This window comes from Ketobacter alkanivorans (assembly GCF_002863865.1).
Taxonomy (GTDB): Bacteria; Pseudomonadota; Gammaproteobacteria; order Pseudomonadales; family Ketobacteraceae; genus Ketobacter; species Ketobacter alkanivorans.
Genome location: NZ_CP022684.1, coordinates 3,364,885 through 3,381,587 on the forward strand (window position 1 = coordinate 3,364,885; position 16,703 = coordinate 3,381,587).

Below are 16,703 nucleotides of genomic sequence, written 5' to 3' on the forward strand. Positions count from 1 at the left end.
TAGCCCGGGTGAAAACCCGGGCTTTTTAGTTTGTAGGTGCCAGAACTGAGCGCCATTATAATAACCAGAACAGACACACCCAAAATAGCGAGGAGATCATGATGCACGGATTGATGATGGATACCCAGCTTTCCATTTCTTCCATTCTAAAGCATGCGGAAACGGTGCATAAGCACTCTGAAATTGTCAGTCGTAATCCTGAAGGCGGTATCTTTCGTTACACCTATGCCGATGCTGGCCGTCGCGCCCGCCAGGCTGCCAATGTATTGAATACCTTAGGTGTGAAACAGCAAGACAGGGTCGCTACCTTAGCCTGGAACAGTCACCGTCATTATGAGCTTTATTTTGCAGTATCCGGCAGCGGTGCGATTCTGCACACAGTGAATCCACGACTGTTTCCTGAGCAGATCATATACATATTGAATCATGCCGAAGATGAAGTGCTCTTTCTGGATATCCAGTTCGTACCGTTGATAGAGGCCGTTCGCGATCAACTTCCCAAGTTAAAACACATAGTGTTAATGGTGGGTAAAGACAGCATGCCAGAATCCAAGCTGGACCTGTTGTGCTATGAAGAGTTGGTCGAGCAAGCCAGCAAAGATTATGAGTGGCCCAGTTTTGATGAAAACCTGGCAGCGACACTGTGCTACACATCGGGAACCACGGGCAATCCTAAAGGGGTGCTCTACAGTCACCGTTCCACTGTGATCCACGCCCTGGCTTCCGTCAGCAGTGATGCGCTGGGCATCAGCAATCGCACGTCGGTGTTGCCGGTGGTGCCGATGTTCCATGTGAATGCCTGGGGTGTGCCTTATGGAGCGACCGCCGGTGGGGCCAAGTTGGTGTTGCCCGGTGCAGGTATGGATGGCGCATCACTGTATGAGTTGATTGATGGGGAAGATGTTTCTCTGTTGTTGGGTGTGCCTACTGTTTGGTTGGGCTTGCTGCAGTATTGTGAAAAAGAGAACCTCACCCTTGCCTCGGTGAAGGATGTGGTAATTGGTGGTTCTGCTGCGCCCATGTCTATGATCAAAGCATTTCAGGAAAAGCACGATGCATTTGTAATACATGCGTGGGGCATGACAGAGCTGTCTCCGATGGGCACGCTTAACAGCATGAATACCTATATGGCGGGGCTATCGCAAGAGGAACGCTACAAGCTGCAAACCAAGCAAGGGCGACCGATATTCGGTATCGAAATTCGTATTGTTGGCCCTGAGGGTGATGAGCTGGCTCACGATGGTAAAGCGTTTGGTCGCCTGCAGGTGCGTGGGCCCTGGGTCGCCAGCTCCTACTACAAGCATGAAGATCAATCCGATTGGGAAGGCGGCTGGTTCGACACAGGTGATGTTGCCACTATAGACGAACAGGGCTACATGAACATCGTAGATCGTGCCAAAGATGTCATCAAGTCTGGCGGAGAGTGGATCAGCTCCATTGATGTTGAAAACATTGCTATTGGTCAGGAGGCTGTGGCGGAGTGTGCTGTAGTCGGTGTGCCTCATCCAAAGTGGGATGAGCGCCCGCTGTTGCTGGTGATCGTTAAAGAAGGCCATAGCCTGACCAAGGAAGAAATGCTCGACTATCTGTCGGATAAAATCGTGAAATGGTGGATGCCGGATGAAGTGTTGTTTGTGGATGAATTGCCACATACACCAACGGGCAAGCTGCTTAAGCGAGAGCTGCGTGACCAATTTCAGGATGTGTATATCAAGTAGTGACAGGAGAATGGTAGACTGAGCTTAACTACGAAAAGGCGCCCCGCAGATATGGGCGCCTTTTTTGTGCCTTTTGCGGTGTTGACGTATTTTCACAATACTTCGTCACTGATTCACCTAACATAGCTCAAAGTACTGGACTAGTCTTAACATTGGACTGAAACAGAGGCTGAATAATTATGTTAGGCAAGCGTCGAGCGCGCACCCCAGATGCATTAAAGCTGATAGCCCGCAGTGTTCGTTTTAACTATCTGGATGCGATGAAAAAAAATCGTTATTGGCATGATAACGACCCGGTTAAAACCCATTTTTTCAATGCGTTACAAGCCCTTTTCCCTGAGGGTGAACGCTTTTTTATGGACTCTGCACGTGATGTGCGAGATCAGGTGGGAAAAGACAAATTGCCGCCACAGTTGCTGGAACAGATCCAGTTGTTTATACGCCAAGAGGCCATGCATGGTCGTGAGCATGATGGCTGGTCTCAAGCCCTGATTGATATGGGTTATCCTGCCATGAAAATGTTTGATGAAAAATTAAAACGCGATAATAAGTGGTCACGTAAAAATCTTTCAGCGTTATCGCGGCTGGCGATGACATCGGCGTCTGAACACTTTACCGCTTCGTTGGCTCACCTGTTCATATATCATCGTCCAGATTTGGTTGAGAAGGCGGGCACGCCGTTTCGTGAGCTGTTGGTATATCACGCCTTGGAGGAAGTAGAGCACAAGGCCGTGTGCTATGACCTGTATCAGGAAGCCAACGGTGGATACTTTATGCGTGTATCGGCGATGGTGTTTGTGACTATGGATTTGTTAGTGCGGTTGCGCAATCGCATGCGTTATCTGCTGGAGCAGGATGGATTGTGGGATGCCAAGCATCGTAAGGCAACTCGAGAATTACTCTGGGGCAGGGATGGCATTATGCGTGCGTTAGCGCCTTTCCTTCTGCAATATTTTCGCCCTAATTTTCATCCATGGGAGACGGACGAGCGCCATGACTTATTGGAGAAATTCAGCGCAGAGTTAACGATTATTGATGAGATGCAGGGTCAAGAAGCGAAAGCGGCCTGATTGGAGCCATTGGTTTGGCTTCATATTTAGAAGGGTGGTGCCGATGCGCCACCCTTTTTTGTTGTCTCGATAACAATTTAAGCTTACTTGTACGTATCCAGTAGCTTGGCCTGGGCCTGGATCGCGCTGGTGAACTCTTGGTGCATGCGGGTGATCAGTTCTGAAACGGGCACTACATCGTGAATACCAGCACAGCCCTGGCCAGCAGACCACACTGTTTTCCAGGCTTTCGCCTCATCGCTGATGGGCTTTAGTTTATTGCCGTAATCCACTTCACCTGGCTTATTGATGGCGTCCATATCGAAGCCGTTGGCTTCCATGCTGGGACGCATAAAACTTGCAGGAATACCGGATACTGCCGGTGTGTGTATGATGTCTTTACTGCCACAGTCCACGATCATCTGTTTGTAATCGTCAATTGCTTCACTTTCGCTGGTGTTAATGAATCGTGTGCCTAGGTACGCCAGATCTGCGCCCATTTGCAGTGCCGCAGCGACATCGGAGCCACTGTTGATGCAGCCCGCCATGAGCAGGGTTTTGTCGAAGAAGCTGCGGATTTCCTGCACTAATGCGAATGGGTTGGTGACACCCGCGTGGCCTCCAGCCCCATTACAGACCGCAATCAGGCCATCTACACCGGCTTCGGCGGCTTTCTCTGCATGGCGACGGTTAGTGACATCATGGAATACCGCGCCACCGTAACTGTGTACGGCATCCACCAGTTCTTGTACTGCGCCCAGCGAGGTAATAATCAGAGGTACCTTGTGCTTTATGCAGATCTCTAAATCCGCTTGCAGGCGTGGGTTGGTTTTATGCACGATCAGGTTGATACCGTATGGCGCTGCTTTTTTCCCGGTTTCGGCTTCGAAAGCAGACAATGCCTGTTCGATCTCCACCAGCCATTCTTCAAAGCCTTCGCTGGTCCGCTGGTTGAGTGCGGGCAGCGTGCCAACAACACCATTTTTACAGTTTTCGATCAACATTTTCGGGCCAGACACCAGGAACATGGGGGCCGCCACAACGGGTAATTTCAGTCTGCCTTCAAAGCTGCTCGGAATCGGCATAGGTACACCTTTATTCAGGATTAAGTGGGAAAGTCATTATATAAATCGGACTGGAAGAATAGCACGTAAAACCTCTGCGCGTGAAAGCAGGAAACGCTACAATGGCAGTTTTGACCACATAAATCGAACATTTCACCGGACGACACTATGGCCATAGTTTTTGAGAAGCATCATCAGGGGCGACATTATCAGGTGCGCAGCGCGGGGCGCAGTCGCAGGCTGTATACCGATGGTGTTTTCCACAGTCAATTCAACCCGGCCCATGTACTTACCGGAAGCGTTTGGGATTTACTGTTTTTGCCCAGCCAGTTTTATCAGCCCGAAGAGATAAAGCGCGTGTTGGTGTTGGGTGTTGGGGGTGGTGCTGTAATCCACATGCTGAATCGTTTCATGAAGCCGGAACAAATCCTGGGTATTGAATTGAGCGACTTACATATACGGCTGGCACGGAAATTTTTTGACTTAAGGTACGATAATCTGGAATTGGTTCATGCCAATGCAATTGATTGGATAATTGACTATCAGGGTGAGCCGTTCGATTTAATTATTGATGATCTATACTTTGAGGCCGATGGTGAGCCCCAGCGCGCTATTGCGGCCGATGCCAGCTGGTTTGATTTGTTAATGGAGCATTTGACTGAGCAGGGTGCTTTGGTAATGAACTTTGTTAACTATCGTGAGTGGCGTGACAGCGCGTATTTTTCAGATGAATTTGTTGCCGAGAACTTTGCTTCGGTATACCAGTTCGCAACACCAACTTGCCATAACGCGGTGGTGGGTTTTTTACGTAAGCAGACTGAAACCAAACAGCTACGACAGTCACTAAAGCAAACGTCGGAATTAAATCCAGAGCGTGCTGCGTGTCGTTTGCGTTATGCCGTTAAGAAGATAGCTTGAATACCTTGAAGCTTTTATCCCTAAACACCAGCTCTGTGCTTTTGAAAAACGCCGGGGCCAGAGTTTCTACGGGGATAAACTGGTTTACCACCACGAAGGCTACACCATCATTTTTTAAGTGATTGCGCGCACTGCGCAAGAATTTTTCTGTAAGATCTTTTTCGGTATCAAACCCTTTATGAAACGGGGGGTTGCACAGTACAGCGTCGTATTGATGATGTATGCCGCCTGCGCAATCATCAGCGATAACTTCAGCATCAATATTGTGTCGCTGGATATTTTGGCGACAACTTGCCAATGCAGCGGCATTGTTATCCGTGGCAACAATATGCTTAACACCCAATGCCCAAGCCATCACCGACAAATAGCCGTAGCCACAGCCTAAGTCCAGTAAGGTAGACGGAGGTTCGGTTTGTTCAACATGTTCAGCGAAGGCGCTGATCAGCTGTTCGCTGCCTTTGTCGATCTTATTCCAACCATACTGTCCCGGTTTGCTGAGCAATTCGTGCTGGCGCTGTTCGCCAATGACAATGATCGCTTGGTAGTCGCGGTCGTCCAGTGGTTCGTCCAGTTGCACGGGGTGCAGTTCCGCCAGTTTCAGTTGGCGTTCTCCCTTGCTGACATCTGCCTTGCAGCCGAAGTATTGTTCCGCTTTGCTGATGTAGGTTTTAATGCCTTCGTTTTTGAATCCGCACATTAACAGACAACCTTTCGGGTTGAGGTGCTGGGCAGACTGGTTGATCACGTGGTGTACGATGGCTTTTTCTTTGGATACGCGGTAGGCAATGACATCGTAGGTGGTGTCTGTTTCAGTCAGATCCATGTCGTTGAATATGCAAGGAATATTGTTAGCGGTGGCGGCCTGATGAACATCGAAACGATTGCTTAACAGGGTTAGGTTTTCCATCGCTTTCAGGGATAATAGTAGGGTGCTGTCCAGGTGCTCATCGGCTATCAGCAAGCGTTTTCCCGGGTAGTTCGACAGGGCTTCGCATAAAAATTCAAGTGCGGGATCAGTCATGACAGGCTAATAATCTCTTCCTGAGTAAGTGGGCGGTATTCACCGGGATGCAGGTTCGGATCCAGGCACAGATCTCCGATACGGGCACGATGGAGGGCTGTAACATGGTTGCCGATGGCGGCGAACATGCGCTTAACCTGGTGGTATTTGCCCTCATATATGGTGAGTTCAACCTGATGTGGATTGATCACGTTCAACTGTGCCGGACGAGTGCGCTTATGTTCATTGCGCAGTAGAACACCTTCGGCAAACAGTTCTGCTGCGTTGGCGGCGATGGGTGCTTCCAGTGTGACCTGGTAACGCTTCGGCATCTTATGTTTTGGGGAGGTGATGCGATGACTCCACTGTCCATCGTCAGTGATCAATACCAGACCTGTGGTGTCCATATCAAGGCGGCCTGCCACATGTAACTCCATGAAGTCGTCTTCTTCACTGAACAGCCCGATCACAGTGGGGTGTTGGGCATCGGTGTTGGCGCACACGCAGCCTTCGGGTTTGTGCAGCATATAATAACGAGGCCCTCGCGGGCTGATGCGCATACCATTCAGGTGTACGTTTTGTTGTTCGTCCACTGTGAACCGAGGATCGGTTACCGCGTTGCTGTTCACCAGAACGTCACCACTTTTTATGGCTTCTTTGGCCTCTTTACGGGATAGCCCTGAATAGTTGCTTAAATATTTGTCAAGTCTCATGAGTACTGTGTGACGGAAAAGTGGAACGATTCAATGCTCTAGTGTGTCAGGAAATCAGCTACTTCGTCTAGGAAGAAAGTCGCCACGTAGGTCAATTGTATGTCATTTAGACTTATTCGTTACATCATCTTTCAATATTCAGAATATGAGTAATTTGTCAGTGCGGAAAAATTCCTCATGGATCAGTGGGCTTGCGTGACAAAGGTAAAGTTGGGCTCAGGTTTTGTGGAAAACTGCCATGATCCTTTTCGTTTGCAGGTTCACAATAGCCCATTACACTGATCAGTAACGATTCAAAACACACCGATCAGGATGCTTGGTGCGACAGCTAGGAGGGTAGTATGGACAACGTAAGATTTTTGGATAGGTTGGGTTCAGCAGCTTTGACCATTGCGTTGTTGTCAGTGTTTCTTCTGTTTGTTCCGGGCTTGGTGCGTGCTGACTGCGGTGTTATTGATACTGCGCAAGAATTTATTGGTCGTGCCGACCTTTAAAAGACCGGGGAAAGCCACAGATTTCAGTTGGCAGTCTGAAATGCTGTGGCGCTCGCCGTAACCGCCTTTGCCGTTTTTACTTCTCACTTTTATACCTGCGTTTCAGTATCAACAGTATCATTAATGTTGTGAGCAGAAGCATGCCTGCTCCACCACCACTACCGGCCACGTAATATTCTTCCTCTACCGTAACGCCATATGATGCGTCCCTGTCGCTACTTTCCAGGCGTAGCCGTGCGCTGGGTGGTGTGGTGCTGGTAAGAAGTAGGGCGTGCGTGTCTGCATCGTATAATTCTACGATCAGTTGATAGGTGTCAGGTTCAAAACCATGATTCAAATTGATTTGTGTGGAATACGCATCGTTGCTTGCGTAGTCGTAAAGCATGAAATCGTTGCTGAGGCTTATTTCATGCTGTTGGCCGTATGAGTCGATCAGGCTGATGCGCGCATAGATCCATTGTTCTGCACCGGGAGCATCTGCATCAAAGTCTACGGTCAGTTCGGTATAGTAACCATCGCTATCGTAATCCGCCCTAAGCTCATAGCTCAGTTCATATAGGGATAGCCTGTGATTGCTAACGGATTCGTATTGGCTGTCTTCCAGGTTGAGGGTGTTGGCGTCGTTATGATCACGGGTGTTGTAGGTTAATAGTAGTTCATCACTGTTGGCATCAAATACACGCAAGGTGAGGTTGTATTGATGAGGCGGGTATCCATCCGTGAGCAGAACGTTGGCTTGATAGCTGTCGTTGCCACTGTTTCCGTATAGGGTGTAAGGGGTGGTTTGAAAGAGGGTTTGGGTTGTAAGGCCGTTCAGTTCGGCGATGACGTAGATGGTTTGCGAGTTGTAGTGTGTATCCAGATCAAAACTAACATCAAATTGGTGATAGTAGCCATCACCATCAATGTCGCTTTTCATGTCAAACCAGATATCGTAAAGAGAGACAGACCCATGGGCGCTGTGGCTGGCGTCTTGGTAGGAGAGCGCGCGCGTATTCAGGGTGGATTCTGTTTTACTGGGATTGTTTACCAGCTGCCCTTTTGTTTTGCTGCCGGTGGCAGTGTTTGGGGTCGCCGTGATTGCCGTATCTGCTGCGGCCGCATGAGCCTGGGGGTGATTGGCCAGAATCAATAGTAGTAGGGTGACTACAGTAAAGGGGATTTTGTACATGATGTTCACTCCTGTGTTTTGCTGCTATTACAGCGTGGAGCGGCTGAATTGTGCCTGAATCGGAATGTGCGCTCAGTTCAGGTTGGATTCAGTTACTGCGGACTAGTATGGGCCTAGTGTTAGACACATATAGTCAATTTGAGGAGACTCCTTATGTGGTATAAGAAAATGATGTTACCAGCGGCGGTGATGATTGCGGCTACGGCGTTCAGTGCCAATCAAGCCTATGCCTTAAATGACGATGAGGCTGCGTTGTTGGTTGGGTTGGCGGTGGGCACGGTGGCTGCAGTGGCGGTGAAGCACCATCGTGAGCATGATCGGCGAGATTGGCAGTATCGGGATCAGTCCCGTTATAACGATCATCATCGTCCGCCGCAAAGGGTGGAGCATTATGTGATTCATAATCCACCTCAGTATCGTGAGCGTCACAAGCATCGCCATGATCGGTATTGCGATGATCGTGCCAGTAATCGCAAGAAGCATCGTCGCGACAATGGCTACTCTCGAGCTGGATATGAATATGAATACGAGTATGAAAAACGCGTTAGATTTTAGGAGATCATGCTAGATAAAAAGGGCCTGTTGTTACGGGCCCTTTTTATTCGAAATCCAACAGTTCATCCAGTACAGATCCGCCGCCGTGCCCTAAGTGATAACCGAAGTGTTTAAATTCAACCAGTTCAATTGGTAGGTATTCGAGGAAGTAGCTGCTGCTGGCCCCGTGTACAAAAGAGCCGCCGTGGAACTGGGTTCGGTTGTCGTCACCGGAGCGAGTGATCAGCAATTCGTTTTGGGCCCGGGTCAGTGCAACATAGAGAATGCGGCGCTCCTCTTCTTCTGCTTCTTTGTCCCCCAGGCTGCGCATGTGGGGGTACATACCGGGCTGCACGCCGAGGCAATAGCATACGGGTGCTTCTGTGCCTTTGGCGCTGTGTACGGTGATCAGGGTCAGGCAATCTTCTTGGTCGGTTTTTTCAGCCTCGGAGTTGGAGACCGGGTCAAGGGTGTAGGCTTCCACAAACCCCAGTAGATCCTTGTAGCGCAGCGCCAAATCCGATAGGAGGCGCAAATCCGCCAAGCGACTATCCCAGCGATCGTAGCGCAGGGCGAGGGCTTTGCTCAGGTGTTCGGCTCCCAGTTTTAAGGCGGTTTGTGGTTCTGCCCGGTATTGCTGTATGAGTGCAATGCCCTGACGGATGTCTTCCCGTTTGGCCAGGGCGCTGTCCAGCACTTGCAGGGGGTTGTCCGCCGGATCCAGCTCGATCAGCTGTTGTACGATTTTGGCGGCCGTCGCGTCACCGATCTTGGGCCAGCACTTGAGATAGCGAATCCAGGCCAGTTCATCGTAGGCGCTGATGGCGGCTCGGCACAGTGATAGCAGATCTTTCACGTGGGCCGCTTCCAGCAGACTGGTGCCGCCGACAAATTTATAGGGTATTTGACGCTCTATCAGTGCCCCTTCCAGGGTTTTGGCAGACCATGCCGACCGTACCAGTATCATATGGTCGCTCCACGCTGCACCCGCCTCATGACGCTCCTGCAGGTCGGTGGCGATCCATTCGGCTTCATCGAATTTGCTCTCAAAATCCAACAATTGAGGTTTTAGGCCCCGGCCCCGGTGAGCGTGCAGTTCCTTGTCATAGCTTATGGTGGATTCTTGTAACAGCCAGTTGGCGATATCGAGAATTTCCTGTGTGCTGCGGTAATTTTCCTGCAATTTCAGGGTGGTGGCGTTGCTCAGCCGTGCTTCAAATTCGTGTACATTGCGAAAGTCGGCACCACGAAAGGCGTAGATGGATTGCGCATCATCCCCTACGCAGAATAGGTTGGCGTTGCTCAGGGCGTTGAGGATTCGCCATTGCAGAGGGTTGGTGTCCTGCATTTCGTCCACCAGAACATGCTGATAGAGGCCAGCGATACGCTCTCGCAATTTGCTGTTTGTCTCGATGCCTTGTACGAAGAGATGCAGAATATCGTCGTAATCAAGATAGCGCCGCTCGTGCTTGCGTTGCTCGTACAGATTGGCGATTTCCACCAGGCGCTCCATGGTGCCGGTGTCCAATTCAGTAAATTGAGCCAGGTAGTCATCCAGCTGCAGGCAGCAGTTTTTGGCGTAGGATATGTAGTTCAGAATGGTGGGAGCCTTGGGGAAGTCACGTTTTTCCCCTTTTTTCAGCCGCTCCCCCCGTATCAGTTGCAACAGGCTCTGGGCATCATCCCGATCAATGACGGTGCGATCCTCTACCGCAAAGGCCTTGGGCACCCGCCGCATTACCTGCAGGCAGAAATGATGGAAGGTTCCGGCGGTAATGCTCTGTGCGACCTTTCCCACTTCGTTATTGAGCCGCAGCAGCATCTCTTTGGCGGCACGACGGGTGAAGGTGAGCATCAGCACCCGTTCCGCGGGGACGCCCTGTTTGATCAAAAACAGGATGCGGCCAATGATGGTGCGGGTTTTACCCGTACCTGCTCCCGCCAGCACCAGCAAGTGCTGAGCCTGACCCTGATAGTGGGCGGCTGTTTCTTGTTCGGAATTCAGTTTCATCGTCGGCATCATACCTGACCGGCCAGACTGCGCAAAGCGTACAGGCGAGGGGGGTAGCACAGGGGCTAGTATGGGGGGGCTGTGTCGGTATAATGCGCCCATCGTCGCCTTGCTTTATTGATCTATAGGATGGTTCATGTCTCACGGAGCTGATTCACTTAAAAGTATACTGTTTGCCTTATGCGCTAATACGGCCATCGCTGTGGCCAAGCTGGCTGCCGCACTGGTGACGGGGTCTGGAGCTATGTTGGCGGAGGCGATTCACTCGTTTGCCGATGCGGGCAACCAAAGCTTGTTGATCCTGGGTTTGAAGCGCGCCAAGACGCCCCCCAGTGAGGATTACCCCCTTGGCTATGGTAAGTCGATTTACTTTTGGTCATTCATTGTGGCGATTGTGCTGTTCAGCCTGGGTGGTTTGTTCTCGCTATATGAGGGTTGGCACAAGCTGTCCCACCCTGAGCCCTTGAGCTATCCCTTTGTGGCCATCGGGGTTTTGGTGTTTGCCATTGTGGCGGAAGGGATCTCCATGTGGGGCTGCGTGCGCGAAGTAAATAAGGTGCTGGCGGGGCGATCCTATTGGCGCTGGTTCCGCGAAAGCCGCCAGAGCGAGCTGTTGGTGGTGTTCGGTGAGGATTTGGCGGCGTTGGTTGGGTTGGTGTTTGCGTTGCTGGCCATTGGGATGACGCTGATTACAGGCAACCCCATGTACGATGCCGCAGGTACCATGGTGATTGGTGCTTTGTTGCTGCTGATCGCCCTGTTGATTGGTAATGAGGTTCGAGCCCTGTTAATCGGGCAAAGTGCCGATCCTGTGGTGCGGGAACGGATGCGGGTGTGGTTGCAGCAGCGCCCGGAAGTGGAGCATTTGTTCAATCTGCTGACCATGCAAATGGGTAATGATCTTATGGTGGCAGTAAAAGCAAAAATGGCCGAAACCGGCTCAGAACAGGGCTTAATTGACGCGATCAATGACGTGGAAGCTGAGTTACGGCAGGCGTTTCCCGGTGTTCGTTGGTTGTTTTTTGAACCGGATGTCCGTGACTGATAGGTTTAAACCCCTCCCTTTAGGTCTTAGATCGCTGGGGCTAAAACGCTATACTTTTGGCAATAAATGACCTGCCGCACATCCAATAGAATAAAGGAAGAAGTCGCGTGATCGCAGAAAATCGAGCAGACCATAAAGCAGATACCCGTGAAAAATTGATTCTGGTGGCCATTAAAATGTTCGCCGAGCAGGGGTTTAGCGGCGTATCCATGCGCAATATCAACAGCGCAGCCGGTACCCGTAATTCGTCTGCCGTGCATTATCATTTTGGCAGCAAAATGGGCATCATCGAAGCGGTCATGGAAAAGCTGAATGAGCAGCTTCGGCCTATCTTTGACCAGGTTTTATCGGGTCTGGATGAGCGTGCCAGTGAGGGTAAGCTTCAGGCCGAGGATATTGCTATGGCCATCATGTTGCCCTTTTGGGTGCTTAATTGCACCCCTGAGTATGGTCGATATGCGGTGAAGTTGAGCGCCCGCTTGATGTTGGAGGCCGATAACGACCTTAAAGCTCTGTATAACCGGTATATGGAAGAGCCCGTTGGTCGAATTATGGATTTGATGGCGAAGTTACAGCCGGAGAAAAACCCCCATCATCTTAAATTCCAGATCCTGCATTTCTTTATGGCCACGATCTCCGGTGTATCGACCATAGATCTGTTGGATAACACTCCGCTTGGGGATATCCGGTTCGAGCACAGCAGTGAGATGATGATGGTTTACGTGTTCCATCTTGCCCGTGGCTTGGGCTGCGAAAAACCGGAGTATGAAAGTTTTGATATGGCGTTCTGGTCACGTTATTCAGGCTATCTTGGTATGGAGCCTGAAGTAGAGCCCGCCGCAGATGATGCAATTACGCCCCTGTCTTAATCAGCAGGCCTTGGGCAGCACTTGATCGGGCACCCTTTATAGGGTGCCTTCTTCCTCTTCGACTTCTTCTGTTTGGCCTTCAGGTACCCAGCCCAGGCTGTTGCCGTGGGTAGCCAGGATAAAACTGCTGAGCTTTTCAATAGTGGGCAGCTCGTAGAGCACCGAAATGGGAATGTCGAGCTTCAACTGTTGTTTTATGCGGAACTTCATTTCAGTGACTTGCAGGCTGTGGCCGCCCAGCTCGAAGAAGCTCTTGCCCGGTGCGATGTCTGGCACCTGCAAAAGATCTTTCCAGATCGCACGCAGCTGGTCTGCCAGGCTAGGCCGGTTGGCGGGATCGTTGTGGGTATCCTGTTTTAGCAATGCCAGCAGATCCCGCACCAGAAACTGAATCTGATCACTGCCCATCCGATCTGAATCAAAGTGTATGCTGAGATTGATGTTGTCGACTTGCTCGATAATATGCACTTCAAAGGGTGCCAGCATCAATCCGCTGCTGATATGTTCTGCTGAGATCAGTTCAAATTCGTTTGCATCGGCGTTGTCCACATCGAACCAATGGTAGTGAACCAAAGGTACCGGTGAGCCTTTCTGGCAAAGGCTTTGTGCCAGCTGTTCTGAAACCGGAGAAAAGCGGGTGTGTAAATTGGCGAAATGACTGGCGGCGTTAAAGCGCTGGCCTTCGACTTTTTGCGATTGCACCGGGACATAGTATGGGAAGTAGCCCAGCAAGTTCTCGAACTCGCTGTCCTTCAGGCTAGGGTCCGAGAACCAGTAGGTAATATCCTGGTGGGAGAGCCATGAATACAGGCACTGGTTAATGGCTTCGCATAGCCACTGCTTGGCACTGATGCCGGCAGGCAGGTGCGCCAGAAGAAACTCGCTGTTCAGCTGCTCCGTGTGGGTAGCGCTGGTGGAGCTGGTTGCTATCTCGGGCTGTTCCAACATCGACTTTGGTGCCAGGCGAGACCATTCGTTAGCGAGGAACTTTTTGTCCAGCACCTGTTGTGACCAATTGGCAAAACTGGCTTGGCTGCATTGATCTGGCAGTTCAATGTTGGCAACCGGCGTAAACAGCATGGCCAGCAGCTGGTTGCCCAGACGCAGCAGGGAATAGCTATCGAGTAGCAGCGGATGAGCAGCCAGTAAAAGCCGTGAGGGCTGATTGTCTTGCTGCACCAAGGTCAGGTGCAGTGCGTTGTGCCCGTGCTGACGATGCTGAAGTTCGCTGCGAACCCCTGACAATGGGCTGTCGCTGTCTGGTGCGTCCAATGATAGTTGTATCAGTTCGGCCGACGGACATTCGCCCACCTGGAATTGTTGACGGGTGGAATCCAGTTTGGCTCCGAGTGTCGGATAAATGGCGTGCAGTTGTTGTAGCTTCTGCTGCAGCCGTTCCAGTTGCAAGACACCCTTAAATGACAGCTCTACCAGTCGGTTGCTGACGGTGTCTGCGGTTCGTGGGAACAGTGTAGCCTGATGCGGCGACAGGTGAACCGGGTTGCCCTCGGCAGATAATGGCTCTTGGTTGACGGGGCGGCGCGCACTGTTTAATTTTTTCTGTCGAATTTTCTCAAACAGCAGCTGCCGTTTTTCCGGGCTGAGATCAGCGAATTGAGACAGTGCACTGTTGGACGTCATGGTCTTACCTTTATCGTCGTCGATTTATAATTTTTTTAGTTAACGATCAAACTGGTTTGGTCTGGTTAGAAAGACCGTCACCGACTTTTAGAACCCGATTGGTCTATACCCGTATTATACGCCTATCTAGTTTGGACCATGATTGTATTATCTGGCCCATCGTGAGCAGAATTCTGCGTATTTTTTTGTAACGGTACGCAGTTAACAGTGCAACTATGACTTTTATACGGATTGAGTGATTACTACAAACCAAAGGCGGTGGAAATAGTAGGGTATTAGTGCAAAAGTTTGTTGATGTCAGTAACAAAAGGTTACAGAGTTTGGGATAAAAAAAGGCCCTCCTGAAGGAGGGCCATAGGTAACCCAGTGCGAGGTGGGTTGGAAAGCGTCGGAACGATCCTCAGATCAATCCAGGAATGAGAAATTATCTTCCTTCATTTTCATCAGTGACTTGGGTGAGGCCATCATGCATTCAGCGTGAGCTTTTGCTCTGGGCAGCAAACGATCAAAGTAAAATTCAGCGGTTTGAATTTTAGCTTTATAAAACTCGGGGTTGTCTGTGCCTTCTGCCAGCTTTTCGTAAGCGGCTTGCGCCATCATTGCCCACATATAGGCCATGCTGACGTAACCGGAATACATTAAATAATCCACTGATGCGGCACCCACTACATCGAAATTCTTCCGAGCGCGCATAGCCAGGCGCACGCTGTACTGCTGCCAGTTAGTGGTGTACTTGAACAGTGGCCAGATGAACCGATTCATTTCTTTCTTGTGTGGGTTGCCCGAGATCAGGCCGTTATCTTTACAGAATTTCAGCACATCCAGGCTGAAGGTTTTCAGGGTTTTCATTTTACCCAGCAGCACTTTACGGCCGAGTAAATCAAGTGCTTGAATTCCGGTGGTGCCTTCGTAAAGGGTGGCAATGCGAGTATCTCGCACAATTTGTTCCATGCCCCATTCTTTGATGTAGCCGTGACCACCGTAAACCTGCATGCCAAGGTTGGCTGCTTCACAGCCGGTTTCGGTCAGGAAGGCTTTCAGGATCGGGGTCAGGAAGCCTAGCTGATCGTCGGCTTCGTTGCGCACGGCTTCGGTCTCTCCGAACAGCATAAAGTCGGCGTATTTTGCCGCGTAATACACCATGGCGCGACCGCCTTCAGCGAACGCTTTTTGGGTCAGCAGCATGCGACGTACGTCGGCATGACAGATGATTGGATCGGCAATTTTGTCGGGGTATTTCTTGCCGCTTAGAGCGCGCATGGAGAGGCGATCCTTAGCGTAAGGCAGTGCGCCCTGGTAGGACAGCTCAGCTGCGCCCAGGCCTTGTAAGGATGTTCCTACACGGGCAGAGTTCATGAAGGTAAACATGCACTCCAGGCCCTTGTTTGGTGGGCCGATCAGGTAGCCTTCCGAGGCTTCAAAGTTCAGTACGCAGGTTGCAGAGGCCCGGATACCCATTTTGTGTTCAATAGAGCCGCACACTACGTTGTTGAAGTCACCCAGGTTGCCAGCAGGATCGCATTTGAACTTGGGCACGATGAACAGCGAGATACCTTTGGTTCCGGCGGGTGCATCGGGCAGGCGTGCCAGCACGATGTGAACAATGTTGTCGGCCAGGTCGTGATCACCGGAAGAAATGAAGATCTTGGTGCCGGTAATGGCATAGGAGCCATCGGCATTGGCCGCCGCTTTGGTTTTCAGCTGGCCCAGGTCGGTGCCGCAGTGGGGTTCGGTCAGACACATGGTGCCAGACCAGGTGCCTTCACACATCTTGGGCAGAAAGTGGTGCTTCTGCTCTTCGGTACCGTGAAGGAAAATAGTATTCATGGCGCCGAGGCTGAGGCCGGGGTACATGCCCCAGGACCAGTTGGCGGTGCCGATCATTTCGGACTTCATGACGCTTAGGGAAATCGGCATGCCCTGACCGCCGTATTCCTCCGGATGGGACAGGCCCTGCCAGCCACCCTGGCAGTATTGATCATAGGCTGCTTTGAAGCCTTTGGGTGTGGTGACTTTGCCGTCTTCAAAATGACAGCCTTCTTGGTCACCGGTCTGGTTCAATGGGGAGAGTACTTGCTCACAGAACTTGGCACATTCACCCAGAATGGCTTCTACCATATCGGGTGTAGCATTTTCGGCGCAGGGCAGTTTGCCATAATGCTTGGGGTAGTTCAGAACGTCGTTCATCACGAAGTTCATGTCACGTAAGGGCGCTTTATACTGAGGCATCGCACTGTTTCCTGTATTTTGATTGTGGGAACCATGGGGTTATTCAGGTGCGCAAGTGTGCACTAAGGGTATATCAGCGCCATTGGCAGCAATTTGTGTCTAGGATGTCACTGTGGCCAACGGGCGTTTTAATTGGGCCATAACTGCATACCTGTCCAGCGTGAACAGGTGAAGCTGTACGCAATTCAATCAGTTGGCGGCGGTGTTAAGCGCTGTAAGTATAGGTTCTATTCGGTGAGCATTTGTT

General features: G+C 50.8%; 14 protein-coding genes. 7 read left to right on the forward strand and 7 right to left on the reverse strand.

The features are described 5' to 3' along the window. The first annotated feature begins 98 nt into the window (after positions 1–98). Both Kalk_RS14405 and Kalk_RS14410 read left to right on the forward strand, forming a co-directional pair. Complete coding sequence (locus tag Kalk_RS14405) at positions 99–1,718, forward strand: long-chain fatty acid--CoA ligase (RefSeq protein ID WP_324772167.1); 1,620 nt, start codon at positions 99–101, stop codon at positions 1,716–1,718. Between the two features lie 179 nt (positions 1,719–1,897). Further along, the gene (locus Kalk_RS14410; RefSeq protein WP_101894912.1) at positions 1,898–2,788 is read left to right on the forward strand and encodes a metal-dependent hydrolase; all 891 of its coding nucleotides are present in this window, start codon (positions 1,898–1,900) and stop codon (positions 2,786–2,788) included. Between the two features lie 83 nt (positions 2,789–2,871). Here the strand turns inward: Kalk_RS14410 and Kalk_RS14415 are convergent, their stop codons facing one another. Beyond that, complete coding sequence (locus tag Kalk_RS14415; RefSeq protein ID WP_101894913.1) at positions 2,872–3,852, reverse strand: NAD(P)H-dependent flavin oxidoreductase; 981 nt, start codon at positions 3,850–3,852, stop codon at positions 2,872–2,874. Positions 3,853–3,999: 147 nt separating this feature from the next. Between Kalk_RS14415 and Kalk_RS14420 the strand changes: the two genes are divergently transcribed. Then, complete coding sequence (locus tag Kalk_RS14420; protein WP_101894914.1) at positions 4,000–4,749, forward strand: spermidine synthase; 750 nt, start codon at positions 4,000–4,002, stop codon at positions 4,747–4,749. Here Kalk_RS14420 and Kalk_RS14425 read toward each other — a convergent pair. Next, positions 4,733–5,770 (reverse strand): methyltransferase, encoded by a 1,038-nt coding sequence (locus Kalk_RS14425; protein WP_101894915.1) that lies wholly within the window; start codon positions 5,768–5,770, stop codon positions 4,733–4,735. The two genes, Kalk_RS14420 and Kalk_RS14425, sit on opposite strands and share 17 nt — an antisense overlap. Next, positions 5,767–6,462 (reverse strand): 16S rRNA pseudouridine(516) synthase RsuA, encoded by a 696-nt coding sequence (gene rsuA, locus Kalk_RS14430; RefSeq protein WP_101894916.1) that lies wholly within the window; start codon positions 6,460–6,462, stop codon positions 5,767–5,769. Before rsuA ends, Kalk_RS14425 begins: the two co-directional genes overlap by 4 nt. 341 nt (positions 6,463–6,803) lie before the next feature. On the opposite strand from rsuA, the gene Kalk_RS21240 reads away from it, so the two are divergent. Then, positions 6,804–6,956, forward strand: a complete 153-nt coding sequence (locus Kalk_RS21240; RefSeq protein WP_158643504.1) for a hypothetical protein — start codon at positions 6,804–6,806, stop codon at positions 6,954–6,956. Positions 6,957–7,032: 76 nt separating this feature from the next. Here the strand turns inward: Kalk_RS21240 and Kalk_RS14435 are convergent, their stop codons facing one another. Then, the gene (locus Kalk_RS14435; protein WP_101894917.1) at positions 7,033–8,127 is read right to left on the reverse strand and encodes a choice-of-anchor H family protein; all 1,095 of its coding nucleotides are present in this window, start codon (positions 8,125–8,127) and stop codon (positions 7,033–7,035) included. 153 nt (positions 8,128–8,280) lie between these two features. On the opposite strand from Kalk_RS14435, the gene Kalk_RS14440 reads away from it, so the two are divergent. Then, positions 8,281–8,682, forward strand: coding sequence for a hypothetical protein (locus tag Kalk_RS14440; RefSeq protein ID WP_101894918.1), 402 nt, complete (start codon positions 8,281–8,283; stop codon positions 8,680–8,682). A 43-nt stretch (positions 8,683–8,725) separates the two neighbouring features. On the opposite strand, the gene Kalk_RS14445 is transcribed toward Kalk_RS14440, so the two are convergent. Next, positions 8,726–10,672, reverse strand: coding sequence for an ATP-dependent helicase (locus Kalk_RS14445; protein ID WP_158643505.1), 1,947 nt, complete (start codon positions 10,670–10,672; stop codon positions 8,726–8,728). 136 nt (positions 10,673–10,808) lie between these two features. Here Kalk_RS14445 and Kalk_RS14450 point away from each other — a divergent pair, with 136 nt between their 5' ends. Both Kalk_RS14450 and Kalk_RS14455 read left to right on the forward strand, forming a co-directional pair. Further along, positions 10,809–11,717, forward strand: coding sequence for a cation diffusion facilitator family transporter (locus Kalk_RS14450; RefSeq protein ID WP_101894920.1), 909 nt, complete (start codon positions 10,809–10,811; stop codon positions 11,715–11,717). A 107-nt stretch (positions 11,718–11,824) separates the two neighbouring features. Next, entirely contained in the window at positions 11,825–12,586 is a 762-nt protein-coding gene (locus tag Kalk_RS14455; protein WP_101894921.1) for a TetR/AcrR family transcriptional regulator, read from the forward strand. 36 nt (positions 12,587–12,622) lie between these two features. Here the strand turns inward: Kalk_RS14455 and Kalk_RS14460 are convergent, their stop codons facing one another. Beyond that, on the reverse strand, positions 12,623–14,227 hold the full coding sequence (locus tag Kalk_RS14460; protein WP_101894922.1) for an acyl carrier protein: 1,605 nt from the start codon (positions 14,225–14,227) through the stop codon (positions 12,623–12,625). Positions 14,228–14,632: 405 nt separating this feature from the next. Next, on the reverse strand, positions 14,633–16,456 hold the full coding sequence (locus Kalk_RS14465) for an acyl-CoA dehydrogenase C-terminal domain-containing protein (protein ID WP_101894923.1): 1,824 nt from the start codon (positions 16,454–16,456) through the stop codon (positions 14,633–14,635). Between the last annotated feature and the right edge of the window lie 247 nt (positions 16,457–16,703).